This is a genomic window from Acidobacteriota bacterium (genome assembly GCA_016184105.1).
In the GTDB taxonomy this organism is placed as follows: Bacteria; Acidobacteriota; Vicinamibacteria; order Vicinamibacterales; family 2-12-FULL-66-21; genus JACPDI01.
Genome location: JACPDI010000040.1, coordinates 171,746 through 192,539 on the forward strand (window position 1 = coordinate 171,746; position 20,794 = coordinate 192,539).

Genomic DNA, 20,794 nt, shown 5'->3' on the forward strand with positions numbered 1-20,794 from the left:
CCATGGCAGGACCAGAAGGGACGCGACAACCACTTTCGGGGCGGCGATTGGAGTGGCTGCGGGGCGAGCTCGCGGCCTGGCGTGCCACCGGGCTGATCAACGGCGAACAGGCGCAACGGATCGCCGATCGGTACGAGCCGACCTGGTTCGCCCGCCACGCCACGCAGTTCGCGCTGTGGGCGCTGGCGATCCTGATGGGCGCTGTCGGCGTGCTGCTCGTCATCGGATACAACTGGGACGACATGCCGCGCGCCGTGAAGGCGGCGCTGATCATCGCGGCGGTCGTCGCCTCGTTCGGAGGCTCCGCGCTCGCGTACTCGCGCCGGCACCCCCTGGCCGGCGAGCTGCTCGGGTTCATGGGCGTGCTGCTGTACGGCAACGCAATCTGGCTCCTCGCGCAGGTGTTCCACATGAGCGGCCATTACCCCGATGCCGCGATGTGGTGGATGCTCGGCGCGCTCCTCACCGCCCATCTGCTGGACAGCCCGCTGACACTGGCGCTCAGCCTCGTGCTCCTCGCCATGTGGGTAGGCATGGAGGGCATCTCCTTCAGCGGCGACACGGGGGTGGTGTTCCCGCTTTTTGCCGCCGGGGCGCTGCGACTCACATACCGCTTCGCGGTGCCGACGCTGCTGGCGGTGTGGGGCGCCGTGGTCCTGTTCTGGTTCTTCGTGCAAAGCCTGATCGCGTCCCACGCGTGGCCGCTTGCGGCGGTCGGCCTGGTGTACGTCGCCGGCGGTGCGGCGTTCGCGACCGGGCTGCTGCACGGCGAGCGCTCACGGCTCCGGCCGACGTGGCTCCGCATGGGAGCCATCTACATGGCGGTCGGAATTCTGCCGCTGATGATCAAGGAGGTGCTGGGTATCCCGCCCTCCGACGGCGGCCCGCGCCGGCCACTGCTGGTCCTCGGCGCTCTGCTCCTCGCTTACGCGTGGCTGGCCGCAGCACGACGGCGAGTCGTGCGTGAGGCGCTGCCCGTGCTGCTTGCGGCCGCGATCGTTCCGGCGGTGCTCGCCGTGGTGGCCGTCCGCTCGCCGGATGGCCTGCCGGCATCCCAGCGGCTCGTATTCGCGATTGCGTTCAGCGCGCTGGCGATCGCGATGTCAGTCGTCCTGCTGCGGGCCGGCATCCGGATCGACGATCTGCGGCTGTTCGCGGTGGGCGTCGGCATGGCGCTGTCGTTCCTCGTGGTCCGCTGGATCGACCTCGTCGGGAACATGCTGTGGTCGGCGCTCTTGCTGTTCGCCACGGCGGCTGGACTGATCGCGCTCGCGCGCATGTGGCGTCATCGCCAGCCGGTTTCTCCAGGCGGGGGTGCGTGATGGTGGCAGACAAGGTGAAAGCGGCAATGGCCGCGGGCGTGTTCTGCATCGGCGTGCTCGCGGCGATGCTGGTCGGGCACGCCTGGCCGCTCTGGACCGGCGAAACGGTGTACCTCCGCGTGGTGCCGGTCGATCCGCGAGACCTGTTTCGCGGCGATTACGTGACCCTTCGATATCCGATCAATTCACTGCAGGCCGGGCGCGTTGCCGCCGCGCCGACATCCACCATCGTCGCGTTCGAAGGCCACTGGCAGGCGGGTCGTCCCTATGTTGCGGGTCAGACCGTCTATGTCGTCCTCGAACCGCGGCGGCAGGGCGGGGGAGCCGGCGTGGAGCACGTGGCCGTGCGCGTGAGCACTCGAAAGCCCGCCCGGGGATTGTTCCTGCGCGGCCGCGCGAGCTGGTCCTCCCGGAACGGTGAGCCGCCCGAGTTCCTGTCGGTCGAATACGGCATCGACGCGTTTTTCGTCGAGCAGGGGCGCGGCAAGGAGATCGAGGAACGGATACGCTCGGGAACGCCGGTATTCGCGGAAGTGGCGGTCTCGTCCGCCGGACGGGCGCGCCTGCGCACGCTCATCGTCGACGGACGACGGTATCGGCAGGACGAAGACTGAGCCTGAACCCCGGCGCCCCCCTATTCGGGCGTGACGTGCTCCCGCGACCAGTAGCGCTCGAACTCCTCGAGGAAGGCGATCGTCTCGAACGACGTCATGCGATCGAGGAACAGCACGCCGTGCAGGTGGTCGGTCTCGTGCTGGATGACGCGCGCAACGTAGTTGCGCGCCTTCATCTCGGTTTTCTTCGCGTGTCGATCGTAGGCCGTGACCTTGATTTCCCGCGCTCGCGGGACGCGCCCCCGGATGTCGGGGATGCTGAGGCAGCCCTCCCAGTCTTCCACCACCTCCTCGTCCACGATGGTGATCTCGGGATTGATCAGGGCGATCCGCGGGAAGCCCTGGTCCCCCTCCTCGCTGTCGTGCCCCGCCACAAACAACTGCACTCCCTCGTGCACCTGCGGCGCCGCCAGGCCGATGCCCTCGTACTCGGCCATCGTCTCGAACAGGTCGTCGATCAGGCGCTGGATGGCGGCGGACCTGATGTCCGACGGTGAGAGGGCACGGGCTTTCTCCCGGAGCACGGGGTGGCCCATGCGGGCCACCTTCAGAATGGACATCCCTTGATTATATGATTCTGCGCGTTCTGCGAGTTCTGCGGTGAATGAATCCGCGTACCGTTTCTGCCCGATGTGCGCCGCCCCGCTCGAGCGCCGGCTGCTGAAGAACGGCGAGCCCGAGCGCCCGGTCTGCACGGCATGTGGTCACGTCATCTACCTCGATCCGAAGGTCGCGGTCGGAACGATCATCGCGGACGAATCGGGGCGGATCGCGATGGTTCGAAGAGCAATCGAGCCGGGCTTCGGCCTCTGGGTTTTTCCGGGGGGCTACGTCGATCGCGGCGAGACCCCGCAGGCGGCCGCGGTCCGCGAGGCGCGCGAGGAATGCGGCCTCGACGTCCGTCTCGACGCGCTCGTCAACGTCTACGCCTACACCGGCCGCGTCCCAATCATCATCGTCTACGCCGCGACGAGGCGTGGCGGCACGCTTTGCGTGGACGAGGAATGCTCGGAGGCAGGATTCTTCACGCCGGACGACATTCCCTGGCAGAAGCTGGCGTTCCAGAGCACGCACGAGGCCCTGCGCGACTACCTGGACGGGGTCCGTCATCCGAAGCTGTGAATGCGAGCTCTGGCTGCTCACCAACTGCAAGAACGGAATCAGTAGCCACACGAACTCGCGCGCGCCCTCGGCGTCACTCAGAAGACCGCGTGGTTCATGCTGGCGCGACTGCGGATGGCCCTGCAAGGCGAACACGGCGGAAAAGGTGAGCGGGGAGGTCAAAGGCGACGAAACCTACATCGGCCGTAAGGCCGTAACATGCGCGCTGCGAAGCGCAAGCGGCTCGAAGTTGCATAATCGGCAAGCGACTCATATGCGTGGCGCTCACCGCAGCGGAGATGAAAACGTGCTGAGAAAGCGTTCCCGCAACTCCCCCGAGGCCGTCCCCGACGTGCACGCCGATGATTCCGGAAGATCCATGGAGCGTTCACACAGGGGCTCCGGCGCGTACTCTCTGTCCGCAAAGACAGAAAGCGAAGATAAAGCAAAGAAGAATTGCGGACTTGACAGGAACCCGAAATGTCCATCTAGACAAAAATGTCCTGTGCTAGACTGCAGTCATGAGTCCTGCGGCACTCTTGCAACTTGAAGAAAAGACACAGGATCTCGTTCCGGTTCAGCTGATCCAGGACTTGGTAGACGCCATCTTTGCGTTGGATGTGTCCGATTGGAACGATGGCGACTTCGAAGTCCTTGAGCGAGTCATTGACAAAGTGATCAGCATCTTGAGTGCGGATCCGAATCGTCAGAATCGACGTTTGATTGAGCGACTGCTCGTTGCTCGTGAGGGTGTCGAGCAGGGAATGGCCCCCGATCCCGACAGGCGGCCAAGCGTCGAGGAACTGGTCGATTTCGTCGCGGCTCGCATAGCCTAGTCGCGTTCGTTCACTACTCCCCAGTACCTTAGTAGGCGTTTGAGCGCGGTTCTGTCGTCGATCTCGAAGGCGGTCGCCAGCGCCGCTATGGCGAAGCGTCGCTTTTTCTGATCAGTCTTCGAAATGTAGGCGCGAACACCGCTGCGAAACACTTCTTCTTCGTCAGTTGAGCCGAGCATCTTCATAGCGAGCTGGCCCAGCGCATCGGGACGTGATGCTAAGCGTTCGACGGCCTCTCTTGAGACAATCTCGTCGTATCGAGGTTCTTCGTCTGCCATAGCCGAACGGTCCCTATAATCTCGCAGTAACGGCGTTTTGAAGGCCCGTACCGGGCAACCTCTTCAGCCTCTCAGGACTGCGAGAGGCGGCCCTCCGTGCAATTCCCCCCTGACTGACCGGCCGCCGAGATGGGCCATACCCTCCTAGTCATCGCGATCTCCTCCTTGTCCCTGGTGAGTCTCTTCAAACGCCACCATCTTGTCGATGATGCCGAAGACCAAGTCGCGCTCGTCGCCCTTCAGGGCAAACAGGTTGAAACTGCCGCTCAGGGTGAGACTGCCGCCACTCGGCAGCGTGATGGTCCGCTGCATTGCCGCGACCGGTGGCCTGTCGGTATCGGTTAGGTCCTGATCGGCAGGAGCAATGTGAGGGCTGTTGGTGGCTGCCGAAGGACGCGCTCCACGCGCACGCCGGCGCGGCGCGGCTCGTCTTAGGTGCGGCGATAGCGTAAAGCCCGCGTCTTTCGCGAGAGCCATCAGAAAAGCAGCGCACTTATCGACTGTCTCGCCGGTTGCGCCCAGGTCGGCAAATGCCTGTTTTAGTTTCGGCGTTGTGGTCGTCTGAAGATCGATCTTTCCCTTCAGTAGCGGAGTGTATGTGCTGTTGAACAACTCGCGGAGCGCGGCCTTTCGTTCTTCGCCGCGCGACTTGACGAGTTCTTCGAAGCGCTCGCGTGGGCGCCCCTCAGCGTCGATCAATCCCATCGACTTGAGCGAGCTACGCAGTAGCGCCTGCATCCCGCCCGACATCGAGGACATCACGCCCTTGTCTATGTGCGACGGCATCACGACGTTGCCGAGGCTGTCGAGGAAGTTCACGAACGTACGGTAGGGAACGTACGGCGGCAACACGCGGTCTTCGGATTCGGCCATTGCGCTTTGTCCTTCCGCTAGGATATTTAGGACATATTAGCAGATCAGGCATGCGGGCAACAATGCCCGCAAGGACATTTTTACCAAGACACTGTTAAGTGTCTGCTGGCCTATCCCCACGCAATCAGCGCAGAACTACCCCGAAGACATAGTTGTCGAAGCATTTGACGACATCGCGGTTCTATTGCGGTTTGTCGAGGTTCGGCGGCGTCTTGCCTACGTCACCAATGAGTCTGGGCGGAACCAGTTTCGTGGCATCCCGACCAAATTCGTAAGCTGACATACAAGTAAGTCGCCTCCCCTGAAACCGGGAATCCTGGATTATGAAGAAGATTGCTTCCCTCGCGGCAGCCGCCTGTCTGTCGATCGTGACCGCCGGCTGTATCGAGTTCACTCAAAAAACGACCGGGCCGACGACGGACCTTCGTTCGCTCGCGGGCGCGTGGTCGTCGGGCAACATCATCCCGTCGGCGGCAAGCTGCACGGACTTTCAGTGGAACGTGTCGGAGTACACCGGCACGACGGCGAAAGGATCCTTCAGCGCGACGTGCGCAGGTGACCTGAAGCTCGAGGGAACCGCGCAGGGACAGCTCGTGGGATCCGTGATCAACTGGAGCGCGGCGGGCATCGCGACGGCTCCAGGGCTGCCGTCGTGCGCGATCTCCCTGAACGGCACCGCGACGCTGAACGGGGACACGATCGAGGTGCCCTACAGCGGGAACACGTGCCTCGGGCCGGTCAGCGGGACGGAGATTCTGAAGAAGAAATAGGCACAAGGCACGAGGCAGAAGGGAAAACCCGCTTCGACTTTTCCTCGTGCCTCCTGGCTCGTGCCTTCTGTCTGCTACCGCGCTTCCCAGGGCGTCGCGGCTTTCAGCCGCTCGTTGACGTTGTTGATGTTCTTCACGCCCTGATCCTGCAACCAGCTCCGGAAGGCGTCCGGCCCCTGCTTCGCGTAGACGGGGATGCCGTCCTTCCACGTCGCACGGCCGCAGAGCACGCCGTTGAACTTCACGCCTGATTCGGCCGCGAGCTCCAGCGATTCGGTGAACTCCGCGTTGCTCACGCCGGCCGAAAGATAAATGAACGGCCTGGTCGACACCGCCTGCGCCTTCCTGAAGTACTCCAGCGCCTCTGCCCTGGTGTAGGCCTTCTGGCCGCCGAAGGCCCTGGCGCCCTCGACGAACTTCATGTTGATCGGCACCTCGACCTTCATGACGTCCACGCCGTAACGGTCCTTCGTGAACTCCTTCATGCTGCCGATGACGACCTCCGGCTTCTTCTTCGCGAACTCGAAGCCCTTCTCGTCCATCCCTTCCTCGTATCCCACGAACTCGAGGAAGAACGGGATGTCGTTCGCGCGGCACTCGTCACCGATGCGCTCGACCCACGCGTGCTTCACCTCGTTGATCTTCCCGGGGTCGAACGGCGTGTAGTACAGGAGGATCTTGATGCAGTCCGCGCCCGCTTCCTTCAGGCGCCGCACCGACCAGTGGTCCAGCAGGTCCGGCAGCCGCCCGGGCGTGTTGGCGTCGTAGCCGGTCTTCTCGTAGGCCATCAGCAGCCCGGCATTTTTCGCGCGGCGCTTCGACGCCGGAAGCCCCCATTCGGGGTCGAGCAGGATCGCGCTCGCGTGCGGCGTGAGCACCTCGGTCACGATCGACTTGAACTGCTCCATGTCGGCGTCGGTGATCTCGCCGCTCTTCTCCTTCGCCAGCGACTTCTTCAGGGACCCGCGCTGGTCCATGGCCGCGGCGGCGATCACGCCGCGCTCGTTCGATACGGCCTTCATGCCCGCCAGCTTGCCCGCACTCAATTTCATGCTTCCTCCGAAACAATGGATTTTACTACCGGGAACCGGAACTCCTCCACGGACGCGTCGGCGAGCGCTTTCTCGATCAGCGCCTCGACCGGCAGCGCCGACTCGGCCGCCTCCACATCCTCCACGCGCGCCCTGGTCGCGGGATGGCGCGGCGTGAACAGCGTGCAGCAGTCCTGGTCGGGGATGATCGAGATGCGATACGTGCCAAGCTGCTCGGCCTGCGCCGTGATTTCTTCCTTGTCCATCCCGACGAGCGGGCGCAGGATCGGCAGCCGGACGGCGCTGCCGATCACCGCCATGTTCTCGAGAGTCTGCGACGCCACCTGGCCGACCACCTCCCCGGTCACGAGCGCCTTCGCCCTCACGCGCCCGGCAATCCGCGCCGCGATGCGCAGCATGATCCGGCGATAGACGACGACGCGAAGGGGCGGCGGCACCGAGAGGAGCGCCTGCTGCTGGATGTCGCCGAACGGCACGACGAACAGTCGCGAGTGCAGCTGGTGCCGCGCGAGCACCTGCGCCAGCTCGCGCGCCTTCTCCTGCGACGCGCGCGAGAGGACCGGGTAGCTGTGAAAGTGCACCAGCGTGGCCCGGCAGCCGCGGCGCATCATGCGCCACGCGGCCACCGGCGAGTCGATGCCCCCCGAAAGGAGGCACACGACGCGGCCGCTTGCGCCGACGGGCAGCCCGCCCGCCCCCGCCTCCCTGCCAAAGAAATAGAACGCCTCTCTCGTGAGCAACTCGACATGGATCGTCAGCGCGGGATTCGACAGGTCCACCCGCCACCCCTTCGCTTCCTTGATGCGGCCGCCGATCTCGCGTTCGATCGCCGGCGACGGCATCGGAAAGCGCTTGTCGGCGCGCTTGACGGACGCGCGGAACGTTGCGGCCTCGGTCGAACCGAGGTCGGCGAGGATCTCGCGGCTGATGAGGTCGAAGATGTCCGATGGCGCCGAGGCCGGATCGAACGCCACCCGTCCCGCCCGTGCGAAGTTGCCGACTCCGGACACGAGCTTCAACCGATCGCGCACGGCGCTCCAGTCCGCGCCGGGACCGAGCTGAAGCTCGATGCGCCCCATCAGCGGTCGCACCGCTCTCACGTCCAGGCCGGCGGTCGCCTCCTTCAGATTGCGGACGAGCCGCGCGACGAACCAGGGACGGTTCTTCCCTTTGAGGGCGATCTCCTGGTAATGGACGACGACGGACTTCATGGATCTGGTGATCTGGTGATCTGGTGAATTGGTGATTTGGTGATTACCGCCTCGGCGGCGGCGTTGCCGCTCCTCACGGCTCCCTCGATCGTACCCGGTAGGCCCGTGTCGATCCAGTCGCCCGCGAGGAAAAAGCCCGGGACCGCCGTGACCGTGGCCGGACGGCGGACGTCCCGCTGTGCGGTGGCGAACGTCGCGTGGCGCTCGCGGACCACGGTGCCGCGCACGAGCGCCGCGCGCCGGGCTCGCGTGAGACGGCTGCGGATGTCCGCCTCCGCGATCCGCAGGATTTCCTCGCTCGTGCGGTCCACCAGCTCGATCGCGCCGCTCACCGTGCACGACAGGTGCGATGCGTCGCGCCCCTTCTCGAACGCCCACTGGACCGTGCAACCCGGAAGGCCCACGAACGGCTCCTCCATCACCGGCCGGTCGAACCACAGGTTCGCCGTGACGATGGGCCGCGAGGTGATGCGCGCGGCCGTCGCCGCTGTGTCTTGCAGCGCGCGCGGGATTGAGTCGAACAGGCTTCCAAACGTGTTCCACGGAACCGAGGACACGACGCTGCGGCACGGCACCATCTCGGACCCGATCCGCACGCCGCTCACGGCCCCGTCGTCGATGACGACCTTCGCAAGCGCGTTGAGCCGGACGGTGCCACCCCGCGATTCGATGAACGCACGGGCCGGCCGGGCGTACATCTCGTCCAGAGGTACGGCCGGCATGGCAACCGCGGCGTGGGCCGGGCCGTTGCCGAACATGAGCGACAGCACTCGGGCGAACGCGTCGGCGGACGCCAGTTCAGGTGGCTCGTTGAGCGCCGCGACCGCCAGCGGCTCCCACAGGAAGTCGCGCAGACGCCGGGTCTGCCTGAGACTTCGCAACCATTCGGCGACCGACGTCTGGCCGTCGCCCTCCTCGTCCTCGTGCCTCGTGCCCCGTGCCTCGTGCCTGGTCACGGCGCGCCATACCCGCAACGCCGCCCACCGATCGCGCCACCGCAGCGCATCCCAGTCAATCAGGCCGCCCGCCAGGTGGAAGGGGGATGGCAGGTCGGGGCAGCGCAGGCGCGTCACGCGCCCGCGCACGTCGATGAACGGAACGTCGAGCGACGGCTGCAGGCGAACGTTCGCGGCGGCGCCGATCGTGCGGAGGAAATCGAGCGTCTCGGTGTAGCAGCCGAACATCACGTGCTGGCCGTTGTCCACCAGGGCGCCCGTCACGCGATCCGGAAACGCGGTGGCGCGCCCGCCGAGGCGCGGCCGCGCCTCCACGGCAAGCACGCGCAGACCCGCCTGCGTGAGACGGACGGCGGCGGCGAGGCCGGCAAACCCGCCGCCGACGACCACCGTGTCGATTACCGCCACGCGGCCTGCGCGGCGCCCAGCATGATGCGGAACCAGGTCGCCACCGCCACCCATGCGCGGACGGGACGCGCCACCGACAGCCGCCTGGTGAACACGTCGTATTGCGCGCGTTCGATCCGCCGCAGAAGGGAAAAATAGATGGCGCCCATGATCTCGGCTGGAATGAGCCGGCGCCTGTCCTCGCGCGGTAGCGCGGCCCGCGCGCGCGTGAAGTAATGGCGTGCGCGCGCGCCAAACGCTTCGAGCAGCGCGCGCACGCGGGGGGGCATCGCCCCCTGTGCGGCCGCACGCAGATCCGCTTCGCTGACCTCGTGCCGGCGCATGTCTTCGACCGGGATGTAAATCCGCCCGCGCGCGAGATCGGACGGGACATCCCGCAGGATGTTCGTGAGCTGGAGCGCGATGCCGAGCTCCACCGCGTAGTCGCGTGCCGAGGCACTGTGATAGCCGAAGATCTCGACCGAGAGCAGGCCCACGGCGGACGCGACCCTGAGACAGTATCGGTAGAGATCGTTGAACGTCGCGTAGCGCTTCTGCGTGAGGTCCATCGCGACGCCGTCGAGCAGATCGTCGAACGGCTGCCGCGGGAGGCGGAACTGGCGGACCACGCCCGCGAGGCGGCGCCCCACGCCGGTCTGCGGCTCTCCCTCGCCATAACAGGCCGCCACCTCGGCGCGCCACTTCGCCAGGTGCGCCGCGCCGCTCTCCTCGTCTGCCGCCAAATCCACCGCATCGTCTGCGGCGCGGCAGAAATCCCAGAGCGTGATGATGGCCTCGCGCCGCTCCCGTGGGAGGGCGAGGAACGCGTAATAGAAGGAGGTGTTTCTCGCCACTACTTCATCTTTCGCACGTCGCGCCACACCATCGCCCGCCACGCCAGGACGGGGACGTCGGCCGTCGACAGCGCCGGCCGACGGGCGAACACGTCGAAGCCGCGCCGTTCGAGCCGATCGAGGATCCGCACGCCGCCGAGCCACGTGAGGCGCAGCTCCCAGCGCAGGCGGCCGCGCACCTCGCCGGCGATGCCGCGCCCGTCCTCGAACAGCGCGCGCGTCCGCGCGGCCACGGCGTGGAGCGCGGCACGCAGGGCCGGGGTCAGGCGCCGCCCGGCCACGTCCTCTTCGCTCGCGCCCGCGGCGGCGAGATCGTCACGCGGCACGTAGAGCCGTCCCTTGTCCCAGTCGCGCTCCAGGTCCTGCCAGAAGTTCGTGAGCTGCAGCGCCGTGCAGACGGCGTCCGACTGGCGGTCCAGGTGCGGGGCATCGTATCCCGCGATGCGGAGCACCAGGCGGCCGACCGGGTTCGCCGAGCGCGTGCAGTAGTCGAGCACGTCGGCCCAGGTCGCGTACCGCTTCACGCGCACGTCCTGCCTGAACGCACTGATCAGGTCGTCAAACAAGGCGATCGGCAGGTGGCAAGACTTTATCGTATGTGCCACCGCGATGAAGACCGGATCCGTGGCCGGCGAGGTCACGGCGGCGTGGAGGCGTGCCCGCCAGTCGTCGAGCAGGCGCTCGCGCTCCTCGGGCGTTCGATCCCCCTCGTCTGCGAAATCATCAGCGGTGCGCGCGAAGGCGTAGAGCGCCGCCACGTGCGGCCGCATGTGCGCCGGCAGCAGAAGCGATGCCACGGGGAAATTCTCGTAGTGGGTGCGGGCCAGCCGTTCGCAGGCCCTGTACGCATCCGCCAGCTGTGCGGACGCCGGGGCCGGCGCCGCTACCATTCCATCTCCGGCGCCCCCGCGCGGTGATTGGCCGCGCGTGCCATCACGAACAGCAGGTCCGAGAGGCGATTGAGATAGACGACGACGTCCTGGACGGCGGCATCGCCGAGGCCGACGACGGCGCGCTCCGCGCGGCGGCAGACGGTGCGCGCGACGTGCAGCGCTGCGCCCGGGGGGCACCCGCCGGCGAGAATGAACCGGCGCAGCGGCGGCAACTCGGACTCCAGCTTATCGATCCACTCCTCGAGCCGCGTGACATCGCCGGATCCGATCGACGCCTTTGTGACGCGCTCGGCGATGCGGTGCGCGGGATCGGCAAGGCGGGCACCAAGCGCGAAGAGGTCGCGCTGGATCTGGTCGATCATGCCCGCCAGCGCCGCGTCGAGCGGAGGCCTGCCCGCCCGCACCAGGCCAAGCCACGCGTTCAGCTCATCCACCTCGCCGTAAGCCGACACACGCGGGTCCGCCTTGCTGACGCGCGTGCCGTCGAAAAGTCCCGTTTCGCCGGAGTCCCCGGTTCGCGTATAAATCTTCACTGCCCCAATTATACGGATGCCCCACACGAACGCTCTGCCCGCACCCCCGGTAAGGCGCAAGTTCAGGACGAAGCTGCTGGCCTGGTATCGCGCGAACGGGCGCGATCTGCCCTGGCGGCGGACGCGCGATCCCTATCGCGTGCTGGTCTCGGAGGTGATGCTCCAGCAGACCCAGGTCGATCGCGTGCTGCCGAAATACGCCGAATGGCTGGAAAAATACCCGACATTCGAGGTGCTCGCCGCCGCGGACCCGCAGGACGCGACGCGCACGTGGTATCCGCTCGGGTACAACATCCGCCCCCGGCGGCTGCACGCGATCGCCCAGGAGGCGGTAACCCGTTACGGCGGCGCGCTGCCGTCGGACGGAGAGACGCTGCAGTCGTTCAAAGGCATTGGGGCCTACACGGCGGGCGCGGTCCTGAGCTTCGCCTTCGGGCAGCGCGCGGCGATCCTGGACACCAACGTCGCGCGCGTGCTGCACCGGATATTCGTCGCGCGCGGAGACGCCAGGGCCCACGCGGCGAGGAAGCACCTGTGGGCGCTGTCGCGAACGGTGCTGCCGTTGCGGCACGTCTACGACTTCAACCAGGCGTTGATGGACTTCGGGGCGACGCTCTGCACGGCGCGCAAGCCCCGATGCCCCGAATGCCCTCTGCGCAGCATGTGCCGGACGTATGCCCGACTCGATAACGGTCGTCGCCGCGGTCGTTGAGCGCGATGGCGCGTTCCTGGTGACGCGCCGGCTGGACGGAACGCACCTCGCCGGGATGTGGGAATTTCCCGGTGGAAAGTGCGATCCGGGCGAAAGTCACGGCGCGTGCCTGGCCCGCGAGATGCGCGAGGAGCTGGCGGTGGAGATCCGCGTGCGCGAGAAGATCCTTGGGGTCGCCTACGACTACCCCGAGCGGTCGATCGCGCTGCACTTCTACCGGTGCGATCTTGCGGGCGAGCCGGTGCCGCAACTGGGGCAGCAGATGCAGTGGGCGCCGCGCGCCGCGCTGCGCGACCTCGACATGCCGCCTGCGGATGCGGACGTGATTGAACTGCTGTCGAGGTGAGCGGGTGCCCGACGCGGCCGTCGACAGCCCGCGGAGCGCTGAGAGAGGACAAACCGCCCGCCTGCGCGCTTCGCGCTTCGGCGCGCGGGCCGGAGCACGCGTTCCCGCGTGCGGAACCCGTTCGCGGCAGCCGGCAGTGCCTCCGGCCGCTCACCGCGTCACACGACGGCCACGCCCGCGTCGAACGTTGTGCCGGACTCCGCAAGATCGCGCGAGACATACCCGAGCGCGACACCTTTGCGCCGTCGCGGCGACCAGGCGACCGACGTGAGCTTCCCCACCTCGCGGCCGCCTTTCGCGAGCGGCGCCTCCGCGGAGGGCAGGTCCGCCTCCGACGCGGCGTCGATTGCGAGCCGCACGAGCTTTCTGGCGACGCGGCCGTGCCCGCGATGCAGGACGCGGATGATCACTTCCTGCCCCACGTAGCAGCCCTTCGTGAAGCTGATCGCGCGCGATTCGATCCCGGCCTCGAGCGGAATCGTCGTTTCATCCATGTCCTTGCCGAACAGCGGCACGCCGGACTCGACGCGGAGCGTGTTCACGGCTCCCTCGCCGGCGTCGCGTGCGCCTGCCGCGCGCAGCGCGTCGCGCACCGCGCCGGTCGCGTCTGCCGGCGCCAGGACTTCGATCATCGGGACGTCCCACGCCGCGTCGCTGAAGACCACGAGCCCCGGCGTCGCGGCGCGAACCGGCTCGAGGATCCGCGGCGCATCGGGTCCCGCCACGGCCAGCCGGCCGTACTCCGATGAGGCGTCGCGCACCGCCACGTCTTCAGTGAAAATCGAGAGGTCGAAGCGCGCGGCGAGCGGCGCCGCCTGCTCGCGGGCGACGTCGAGCAGCACGAACGCGTCGAGCACGAGCACGTGCATGTCCGCGATCATGCGGCCTTGAGGCGTCAGGAACGCGGCGTAGCACGACGCGCCTGGCGCCAGCGCCTCGATGTCGTTGGTCAGCACGCCCTGCAGGAACGATCGACGGTCGTTGCCGTCGAGCCGAACCACGCCGCGGCCGCTCCGGTCGATCAGACCCGCGCTCCCCCGCAACGCCTCGTACTCGGGTATTCTCACGATGATGGCTTCCTTACAACATCTTAGCGTGCTCGCGGCCGTGCTCCTGGCCGCCGGCACCGCGTCGGGCCAGGAACGCACCGGGGACCCCGCGCCGGGGCCCGCCAACTACACGATCTTCATCAAGGGGCAGCGGGTCGGCCACGAGGAGGCGAACCTCGTGCGCACGCCCGACGGCTGGCGCATTTCGTCGTCGTCGCGGATGGCCGCCGGCCAGATGACGCTCGAGAACCGGCACTTCGAGGTCCGCTACGGGCCCGACTGGCAGCCGATCGAGCTCCGCATCGACGCGGTCATCAACGGCAAGCCGCTCGCGATCACCACGTCATTCACCATGACGACGGCGGTGAGCGAGATCACGTCGGGAGACACCACCAACACGAAGAGCGACACGATTTCGGCGAGAGCGCTCGTCGTGCCCAACAACTTTTACGCCGGCTACGAAGCGGTGGCCGCACGGCTGATGAACGTTGAAAAGGGGGCGCAACTTCCGGCCTACGTCGCCCCCACAGGCGAAGTGCCGCTGATCGTCGAGGACATCGCGGAGGAGCAGATCCAAACAGCGGGCGGCACCCTGGCCGTGCGTCGCTTCCGGCTGACGTTCCAGAACCTGGGCCTGCCGGTGGCCGCGGACGTCTGGGTGGACGGCCGGGGCCGGATGGCTCGGCTCGAGGTCCCCGCCGTATCGCTGCAGGTCGTCCGAGAAGAGCTGGCGACCGCGATGACGCGGTTCGAGGTGGCAGCGCATCCGGGCGACGAGCCGGCGACGATTCGCGCCAACGGGTTCAACCTCGCCGCGACCGTCACGCGTCCCGTCGGGCAACAGCAGAAAGTCCGGCTCCCGGCCGTGATCCTGGTTGCCGGCGCCGGCCCGCAGGATCGCAACGAGCTGGTGTTTGGAATCCCGGTGTTCGCGCACATCGCGAACGCGCTGGCCGACGCCGGCTTTCTCGTCGTCCGGTACGACAAGCGCGGTGTGGGTCAGAGCGGTGGGCGCCCTGAGTCGGCCACGCTGAAGGATTACTCGGAAGATCTGCGCGCGGCGCTGGCGTATGCGGCGAAGCGTCGTGATGTCGATCCGCGCCGCATCGCGGTGCTCGGGCACAGCGAGGGAGCCGCCGTCGCGATGCTGGCGGCGGCAAGGAACAAGCGCGTGGCCGCGCTCGTGCTTGTCGCCGGCATGGGAACGACCGGCGCCGAGATCGTGCTCGAGCAGCAGCAGCACCTGCTCGCGCGGGCGAAGCTGACCGACGCCGAGCGGAAACAGAAGATCGGGCTGCAGCACAGGATTCACCAGGCGGTGCTGACGGGCAGGGGGTGGGAAGAGATCCCGCCCGAGATTCGCAGTGCGGCGGATTCGCCGTGGTTCCGCAGCTTCCTGGCGTTCGATCCCGCGAAGGTCATGAAAGACGTCCGCCAGCCGATCCTGATCCTGCAGGGGACGCTCGACACCCAGGTGAAGCCGCACCACGCCGACAAGCTCGCGGCCATGGCCCGCGCGCGCAAGAAAGGGGGCGCCGTGCAGCTGACGACGGTGGAGGGGGTCAATCACCTGCTGGTCCCCGCCGCGACGGGCGAGTTCGACGAGTACCCAGACATCAAGGAGAAGAAGGTCAGCGCGAAGGTGATTGAAGCGATCCGCGACTGGCTGAAACAGGCATTGTAGTGGTCAGTGGTCAGTCGTCACCGGCCACTGATCACCGGCCACTGATCACTATTCGTACCTGAGCGCCTCGATCGGATCCATCCTTGCCGCGCGGATGGCGGGCAGCAGGCCGCTGACCAGGCCCACGGCGACGAGAATCGTCGCGCACACCGCGAGCAGCTCGACGCTCAGCACGAGGGTGATGTCGGTCCTGCGCGTCACGTCGTCCATGAGCTCGGCGAGGAACGGCCGCGGGCTCACCGCGGTCACGATCGCCCACGACAGCGCGATGCCGGCGGCCCCGCCGGCGAAGGTCGTCACGAGCGCCTCGAGCAGGAACTGAAAGAGGATCTCGCGGCGTTTCGCGCCGAGCGCCTTGCGGACGCCGATCTCGCGCGTGCGCTCGGTCACCGACACGAACATGATGTTCATCACGCCGACGCCGCCGATGAGCAGCGTCAGCACGCCGATGAACGTCAGAATCACCTTGAGCCCCCTGGTGATCCCGCCGATCTGCTCCATCGCCTCCACCGAATCGTTCATGATGACGGCGCGCTCGTCCGCCGGGTTGTAGCGGTGGCGCTTCGCGAGCGTTTCGCGCACGGCGCGCAGCGCGCGCGGCTGCACGGACGGATCGACGGACTGGAACACCAGCGTGTCGAGATACTCCGTGTCGGCGATCTGCGACATCGCGGTGTACGGAATGAAGATGCACTCCTTGTCCGGCGAGAAGTAGTTCGACAGCTGGACCTTGTCGTCCATGACGCCGACCACCTCGAACGGCAGCCCCGCGACCCGGATCGCTTCGCCCACGGCGCGGCGCGCGCCGAACATCTTGCGCGCCACCGACGAGCCCAGGAACGCCACCCTGCGGTGCTGGTACACGTCCTCGTCGGTGAGGAACCGCCCGTTGCCCTTTCCCGCCCGCTCGTTGCGCATCGACCCATAGGACGCACTGACGCCGCGAACCGCGTAGGTGCTCTGCCTGGTGCCGTACGTGACGGACAGCCGCTCGACGTACTCGGGGCTTGCGCCCTTGATCAGCGGCAGGTCGCGGATCGCGTCCACGTCGCCGAGCGTCATCCGCACGCGGCGGCCGGCGCGCTCGCCGCCCGCCTGCATGCTCGTCTGGCCGGGCCACGTCACGACCGTCCCCGAGCTGAACGCGTTGCGCATCCCGTACTCGATCGCCGAGTGAAACCCGTTGCCGTACGCCAGCAGCACGACGACGGAGACGATGCCCCACGAAATGCCGAGCATCGACAGCCCCGCCCGCATACGGTGGTGCACGAGGCCGTGGAACGCCTCCCGGATGATCTCGAGAAGGACCTTCATCTCACATCTCGTCGCGCAGCGCTTCAACCGGGGGCAGCTGCGCGGCGCGCCGTGCCGGATACGTCGAGGTGACCACCCCGATGAGCGCCAGCGTGCCCACCGCGACGAGCCCGGTCTGCGGCGTCACGATCATCCCGCTGAAGCGCATGGGCATGGGCAGCTGGTTGATGATCGCGCACAGCACGAGCGCGACGATCATCCCGAACAGCCCGGCGCCGCCGGTGAGGAACAGCCCCTCGAGAAAGAACTGCCGCTGGACCGACCGCGTGGTCGCGCCGAGCGCCTTGCGCACGCCGATTTCACGCGTGCGCTCCCTGACGGCGATGAGCATGATGTTCATGACGCCGATGCCGCCGAGCGCCAGCGTGACCACCCCGACGACGGTGAAGAACTGCTTCATGTAGACGATGATCCGGCCGAACACCATCGTCTCGATGGACGTGTCCCACACGCCGATCGCGTCGCGATCGGCTGGATCGAAGCGGTGCTTCGCGGCGAGAATCGCGCGGATCTCGCGCTCCATCGGCCAGTCTATGTCGTCGACGAGCCCGGTGCGCGTCGCGAGATGCTTCGGCAGCTCGGCGACCACCCAGTCGTGCGGCTGCACGATCACGCGCGAGACCACGCCCGGCGCGATCGGGCGCGGGAAGTCGCGCACCATCGCGCTGAACGGCACGAACATCTTGTCGTTGTCCGGGCCGCTGTAGCTGCTGTCCTGATCCTTCTTGCGGATCGCGCCGATGACGGTGAAGGGGACGCCGTTGAGGGTCACGACCTCGCCCAGCGGATCGCGCGCGCCGAACAGCTGTCGTGCGAGGTCCGCGCCGGCGATCGCCACGCGCCGCCCGTTCCGTTCGTCCGACCAGTTCATCGCTCGACCGTGGCCGACGTCGATCGTCCGCATGTCCTGGTACGGGGGCTCCACGCCGGAGACGTTCGCGCTCGCCGCATTGAAGCGGCTCTTGATGTTCAGGTTGCGCTCGAGCTCCGGGCTCGCGGCCCTGATGAGCCGCGACTGTCTTTCCAGCAGCCGGACGTCGTCCGCCTTCAGGAGCACGAGACGGCCCGCGCGCTCGCCCCCCGCCTGCATGCTCGTGCGGCCCGGGAATACGACCCCCATGTTGCGGCCGAACTCACGGAGCACCGCGTCGTTCCCCCGCCGGAAACCTTCGCCGACCGCCGACAGCAGGACGATCGACACCACGCCCCACAGGATGCCGAACATCGTCAGCAGGCTGCGCAGCTTGTTGGCGCGCAGGTTGGCGAAGGACTGGAAGATGATCTCTCGCACGTGGATCAGCCCGGCAGAATGACCGTGTCCCCTTCCTTGAGGCCGCCCGTGACCTGCGTCTTCGTGCCGTTTCCGACCCCGAGCTTCACCGGCACGCGCCGGCGGCCCGAGTCGGCCTTCGCATCGGGCACCTCGACGTACGGCCGCCGCTGCTGGTCGTAGCCGACCGCCGATTCGGGCACGAGCAGCGAATCGGGGAACTCCTCCAGCACGATCTCGGCGTTGGCGGTCATGTTCGCCTTCAGCCGATTTCCGGGATTCAGGATGGACACCTCCACCTCGAAGGTCGTGACGTTGTCCTTCTCCATCCCCATCGGCGAGATCTGCGTGACGGTTCCCTCGAACGACTGATCCCTGAACGTCTCCACCGCGATCCTCGCGGGCTGACCTTCGCGCACGCGGCCGATGTCGGCTTCGTCCACCTTGCCGCGCACGAACACCCGGTCGATGTCGCCGAGCCGCATGACCAGCGTCGCGCTGGAGCCAAGGTTGAGGATCGACGAGACGGGGCTGCCGATTTCCACGTCCCTGGTGAGGACGATGCCGGAGATTGGCGAGCGGAGGGTGGAGTTGGCGAGCTCTTCCCGGGCGCGCTCGGCGGCCGCGCGCGCCTGCGCCACCTTGGCGGCGGCCTCGGCCACGTTGGCCCGGGCGATGCCCAGCGCGTTCCTTGCGGCGCGCTGGCGGTTCTCGGCCTGCTCCCACGCGCTTCGCGCTTCATCCAGCACGGAGGGGGCAATCAGCTTCTGCTCGAACAGGTCCGCGGCGCGGGCGTGCGCGCGCCGCGCGAACTCGACCTCGGGGCCTTCCGCCTCGACCTGGGACTTGGCGAGCTGGGCTTCGGCCGCGCGCTGCGCGGCCTCCGCGGCCTGCAGGTTGGCGCTGGCTTCGCGCATCCGCGCCTGCAGCTGTTCTTTGTCGAGCTCGGCGAGCAGCTGGCCCGGCTTCACGGCGTCGCCGACGTCCACGTAGAGCGCCTCGATGATGCCGTTCGCCTTGGACTTGACCTCCACCTGCGAAATCGGCTCGATCCTGCCGGTTGCCACGACCGAGCGCGTCATCGTGCCGCGCTCGACTTTCGCGAGACGCGACGGCTCGAACGCGACGCCATTGCCCCGGAGGGCCGTTACGCCGTACACGGCGCCGGCCGCCGCGACGATGAGACCGGCCCAGAGAAGACGCCTGGAGTTGGTGGTCATACATGGAAAGAGGACGGAGGGAGCCGGCGGGCGGTTCAGTTTTTCTCGTTTGTTCGATAGACTCAGGGGACCTCACATGCGGATTGGCATACTTCGCGAAACCTTCCCAGGCGAAACGCGCGTGGCGCTCGTCCCCGCGCACGTGGCGCCGCTCGTCAAGGCCGGTCACGAGGTCGGCGTGGAATCGGGTGCCGGCGCGGCAGCGGGGTTTCCCGACGCCGCCTACGCCGCCGCGGGGGCGACGATCGGCGCCGCGCGGGACGTGCTCGGGGCCGACCTCTTGCTGCAGGTGCGGTCGGCCACGGCCAACCCGACGGGTGGCGCCGCGGAGATCGCGGCGCTCAGGCGCGGACAGGTGGTCATCGGCTTTTCCGAGCCGCTCACGTCGGCGCAGTTGACGCGGCAGCTCGCGGCGCAGGGGGTCTCGAGCTTCTCCATGGAGCTGATGCCGCGCATCACCCGCGCGCAGAGCATGGACGCGCTCTCGTCGATGGCGACGGTCGCCGGCTACAAGGCGGTGTTGCTCGCGGCCGACTCGCTCCCGCGCATGTTTCCGATGCTGATGACGGCGGCCGGCACCGTGGCGCCCGCGCACGTGTTCGTGGTGGGGGCGGGCGTCGCCGGACTGCAGGCGATCTCCACCGCCCGCCGGCTTGGCGCGAAAGTCGAGGCCTACGACGTGCGCCCCGCGGTGAAGGAGCAGGTCATGAGCCTCGGCGCGCGCTTCGTCGAGCTGCCGCTCGACACCGCTGCCGCCGAGGACACGGGAGGCTACGCCGCCGCGCAGGACGAGTCGTTCTACAAGCGGCAGCGCGAGATGATGCTGAAGATCGTCGCCGCGTCCGACGTGGTCATCACCACCGCCGCCGTTCCCGGCAGGAAGGCCCCCGTGCTGATCACCGGGGAGATGGTGCGCGGCATGGCCCCCGGTTCGGTGATCGTCGACGTCGCGGCGGAGCGCGGCGGCAATTGCGAGCTGACGGAACCCGGCGCGACCGTCGTCAAGCACGGCGTCACGATCCTCGGACCGGCCAACCTTCCCGCGTCCGTGCCTTACCACGCCAGCCAGATGTACTCGAAGAACATCACGGCGTTCCTCGGCCACCTGGCGAAGAACGGCACCCTGGCGTTCGATGCCTCGGACGAGATCACGCGGGAGACGCTCGTCACGCACAACGGCACGGTCGTTCACGAGCGGGTGAAACAGGCGATCGCATCCTGATGTGGGTCCTCAGAGAGTCGGGCGTTGAAGAAGGCGGGCTGACGTTCCGCCTGACGACCGGCAGCGTGCGGACGGTCGGCCGCGCGACGCGGGCCGACTTCATCGTCGACGCGTCACTCGTCTCCAGGCTTCACTGCCGCCTCACGGCGCGCCCTGACGGCGCTCTCGAAGTCGAGGACCTCGAGAGCACGAACGGCACGTTCGTCAACGGGAAGAAAGTGGACCGCGCGGAGCTGAAGGACGGCGACGAGCTGGGGATCGGGCGGGTGCGGCTGACGGTCACGAGGGCGGACTGAA

At 67.5% G+C, this 20,794-nt stretch carries 23 protein-coding genes; 10 read left to right on the forward strand and 13 right to left on the reverse strand.

All coding sequences use genetic code 11. The features are described from left to right. Positions 1-2: 2 nt before the first annotated feature. The gene (locus tag HYU53_14815) at positions 3-1,322 is read left to right on the forward strand and encodes a DUF2157 domain-containing protein (protein ID MBI2222465.1); all 1,320 of its coding nucleotides are present in this window, start codon (positions 3-5) and stop codon (positions 1,320-1,322) included. Then, positions 1,322-1,936: a GDYXXLXY domain-containing protein gene (locus HYU53_14820; protein MBI2222466.1), complete on the forward strand. Its 615-nt coding sequence runs from the start codon at positions 1,322-1,324 to the stop codon at positions 1,934-1,936. Before HYU53_14815 ends, HYU53_14820 begins: the two co-directional genes overlap by 1 nt. Positions 1,937-1,956: 20 nt before the next feature. Here HYU53_14820 and def read toward each other — a convergent pair whose 3' ends face one another. After that, positions 1,957-2,496, reverse strand: coding sequence for a peptide deformylase (def, locus tag HYU53_14825; GenBank protein MBI2222467.1), 540 nt, complete (start codon positions 2,494-2,496; stop codon positions 1,957-1,959). Between the two features lie 40 nt (positions 2,497-2,536). Here def and HYU53_14830 point away from each other — a divergent pair, with 40 nt between their 5' ends. Both HYU53_14830 and HYU53_14835 read left to right on the forward strand, forming a co-directional pair. After that, positions 2,537-3,058 (forward strand): NUDIX hydrolase, encoded by a 522-nt coding sequence (locus HYU53_14830; GenBank protein ID MBI2222468.1) that lies wholly within the window; start codon positions 2,537-2,539, stop codon positions 3,056-3,058. Between the two features lie 500 nt (positions 3,059-3,558). Continuing rightward, on the forward strand, positions 3,559-3,873 hold the full coding sequence (locus tag HYU53_14835) for a hypothetical protein (protein ID MBI2222469.1): 315 nt from the start codon (positions 3,559-3,561) through the stop codon (positions 3,871-3,873). Here HYU53_14835 and HYU53_14840 read toward each other — a convergent pair. Together HYU53_14840 and HYU53_14845 are read right to left on the reverse strand one after the other, a co-directional pair. Then, positions 3,870-4,151 (reverse strand): hypothetical protein, encoded by a 282-nt coding sequence (locus tag HYU53_14840; protein MBI2222470.1) that lies wholly within the window; start codon positions 4,149-4,151, stop codon positions 3,870-3,872. The two genes, HYU53_14835 and HYU53_14840, sit on opposite strands and share 4 nt — an antisense overlap. A 144-nt stretch (positions 4,152-4,295) precedes the next feature. Continuing rightward, positions 4,296-5,024, reverse strand: coding sequence for a DUF5343 domain-containing protein (locus HYU53_14845; protein MBI2222471.1), 729 nt, complete (start codon positions 5,022-5,024; stop codon positions 4,296-4,298). 323 nt (positions 5,025-5,347) lie between these two features. Here HYU53_14845 and HYU53_14850 point away from each other — a divergent pair, with 323 nt between their 5' ends. Continuing rightward, the gene (locus tag HYU53_14850) at positions 5,348-5,794 is read left to right on the forward strand and encodes a hypothetical protein (protein ID MBI2222472.1); all 447 of its coding nucleotides are present in this window, start codon (positions 5,348-5,350) and stop codon (positions 5,792-5,794) included. A gap of 74 nt (positions 5,795-5,868) precedes the next feature. Here HYU53_14850 and HYU53_14855 read toward each other — a convergent pair whose 3' ends face one another. From HYU53_14855 to HYU53_14880, 6 genes are read right to left on the reverse strand one after another with little or no spacing between them, the layout of a single operon-like run. After that, complete coding sequence (locus tag HYU53_14855) at positions 5,869-6,846, reverse strand: tagatose 1,6-diphosphate aldolase (protein MBI2222473.1); 978 nt, start codon at positions 6,844-6,846, stop codon at positions 5,869-5,871. Continuing rightward, on the reverse strand, positions 6,843-8,057 hold the full coding sequence (thiI, locus tag HYU53_14860; GenBank protein ID MBI2222474.1) for a tRNA 4-thiouridine(8) synthase ThiI: 1,215 nt from the start codon (positions 8,055-8,057) through the stop codon (positions 6,843-6,845). The genes HYU53_14855 and thiI overlap by 4 nt, the downstream gene beginning before the upstream one ends. Beyond that, positions 8,054-9,475 (reverse strand): FAD-dependent oxidoreductase, encoded by a 1,422-nt coding sequence (locus HYU53_14865; protein MBI2222475.1) that lies wholly within the window; start codon positions 9,473-9,475, stop codon positions 8,054-8,056. The genes thiI and HYU53_14865 overlap by 4 nt, the downstream gene beginning before the upstream one ends. Beyond that, entirely contained in the window at positions 9,412-10,254 is an 843-nt protein-coding gene (gene hpnD / locus HYU53_14870) for a presqualene diphosphate synthase HpnD (GenBank protein MBI2222476.1), read from the reverse strand. The genes HYU53_14865 and hpnD overlap by 64 nt, the downstream gene beginning before the upstream one ends. Next, positions 10,254-11,081, reverse strand: coding sequence for a squalene synthase HpnC (hpnC, locus tag HYU53_14875; GenBank protein ID MBI2222477.1), 828 nt, complete (start codon positions 11,079-11,081; stop codon positions 10,254-10,256). The genes hpnD and hpnC overlap by 1 nt, the downstream gene beginning before the upstream one ends. Positions 11,082-11,137: 56 nt before the next feature. Next, positions 11,138-11,680 (reverse strand): cob(I)yrinic acid a,c-diamide adenosyltransferase, encoded by a 543-nt coding sequence (locus tag HYU53_14880; GenBank protein MBI2222478.1) that lies wholly within the window; start codon positions 11,678-11,680, stop codon positions 11,138-11,140. Between the two features lie 73 nt (positions 11,681-11,753). Between HYU53_14880 and HYU53_14885 the strand changes: the two genes are divergently transcribed. Both HYU53_14885 and HYU53_14890 read left to right on the forward strand, forming a co-directional pair. Next, positions 11,754-12,392: an A/G-specific adenine glycosylase gene (locus tag HYU53_14885; GenBank protein ID MBI2222479.1), complete on the forward strand. Its 639-nt coding sequence runs from the start codon at positions 11,754-11,756 to the stop codon at positions 12,390-12,392. Then, positions 12,355-12,738: a (deoxy)nucleoside triphosphate pyrophosphohydrolase gene (locus HYU53_14890; GenBank protein ID MBI2222480.1), complete on the forward strand. Its 384-nt coding sequence runs from the start codon at positions 12,355-12,357 to the stop codon at positions 12,736-12,738. The genes HYU53_14885 and HYU53_14890 overlap by 38 nt, the downstream gene beginning before the upstream one ends. 158 nt (positions 12,739-12,896) lie before the next feature. Here HYU53_14890 and HYU53_14895 read toward each other — a convergent pair whose 3' ends face one another. Beyond that, entirely contained in the window at positions 12,897-13,805 is a 909-nt protein-coding gene (locus HYU53_14895) for an aminomethyl transferase family protein (protein MBI2222481.1), read from the reverse strand. Between the two features lie 28 nt (positions 13,806-13,833). On the opposite strand from HYU53_14895, the gene HYU53_14900 reads away from it, so the two are divergent. Then, a complete protein-coding gene (locus HYU53_14900; protein ID MBI2222482.1) occupies positions 13,834-15,471 on the forward strand; it encodes an alpha/beta fold hydrolase in 1,638 nt (545 codons plus the stop codon). Between the two features lie 48 nt (positions 15,472-15,519). On the opposite strand, the gene HYU53_14905 is transcribed toward HYU53_14900, so the two are convergent. From HYU53_14905 to HYU53_14915, 3 genes are read right to left on the reverse strand one after another with little or no spacing between them, the layout of a single operon-like run. After that, positions 15,520-16,785, reverse strand: a complete 1,266-nt coding sequence (locus HYU53_14905) for an ABC transporter permease (protein MBI2222483.1) — start codon at positions 16,783-16,785, stop codon at positions 15,520-15,522. A 1-nt stretch (position 16,786) separates the two neighbouring features. Continuing rightward, positions 16,787-18,076 carry an ABC transporter permease gene (locus HYU53_14910; protein MBI2222484.1) on the reverse strand — a complete coding sequence of 430 codons (1,290 nt, stop codon included), beginning with the start codon at positions 18,074-18,076 and terminating at the stop codon, positions 16,787-16,789. A gap of 5 nt (positions 18,077-18,081) precedes the next feature. After that, positions 18,082-19,275: an efflux RND transporter periplasmic adaptor subunit gene (locus tag HYU53_14915; GenBank protein MBI2222485.1), complete on the reverse strand. Its 1,194-nt coding sequence runs from the start codon at positions 19,273-19,275 to the stop codon at positions 18,082-18,084. A 76-nt stretch (positions 19,276-19,351) separates the two neighbouring features. Here HYU53_14915 and HYU53_14920 point away from each other — a divergent pair, with 76 nt between their 5' ends. Together HYU53_14920 and HYU53_14925 are read left to right on the forward strand one after the other, a co-directional pair. Continuing rightward, on the forward strand, positions 19,352-20,497 hold the full coding sequence (locus HYU53_14920) for a Re/Si-specific NAD(P)(+) transhydrogenase subunit alpha (protein ID MBI2222486.1): 1,146 nt from the start codon (positions 19,352-19,354) through the stop codon (positions 20,495-20,497). After that, positions 20,497-20,793: an FHA domain-containing protein gene (locus HYU53_14925; GenBank protein ID MBI2222487.1), complete on the forward strand. Its 297-nt coding sequence runs from the start codon at positions 20,497-20,499 to the stop codon at positions 20,791-20,793. The genes HYU53_14920 and HYU53_14925 overlap by 1 nt, the downstream gene beginning before the upstream one ends. Position 20,794 lies beyond the last annotated feature (1 nt).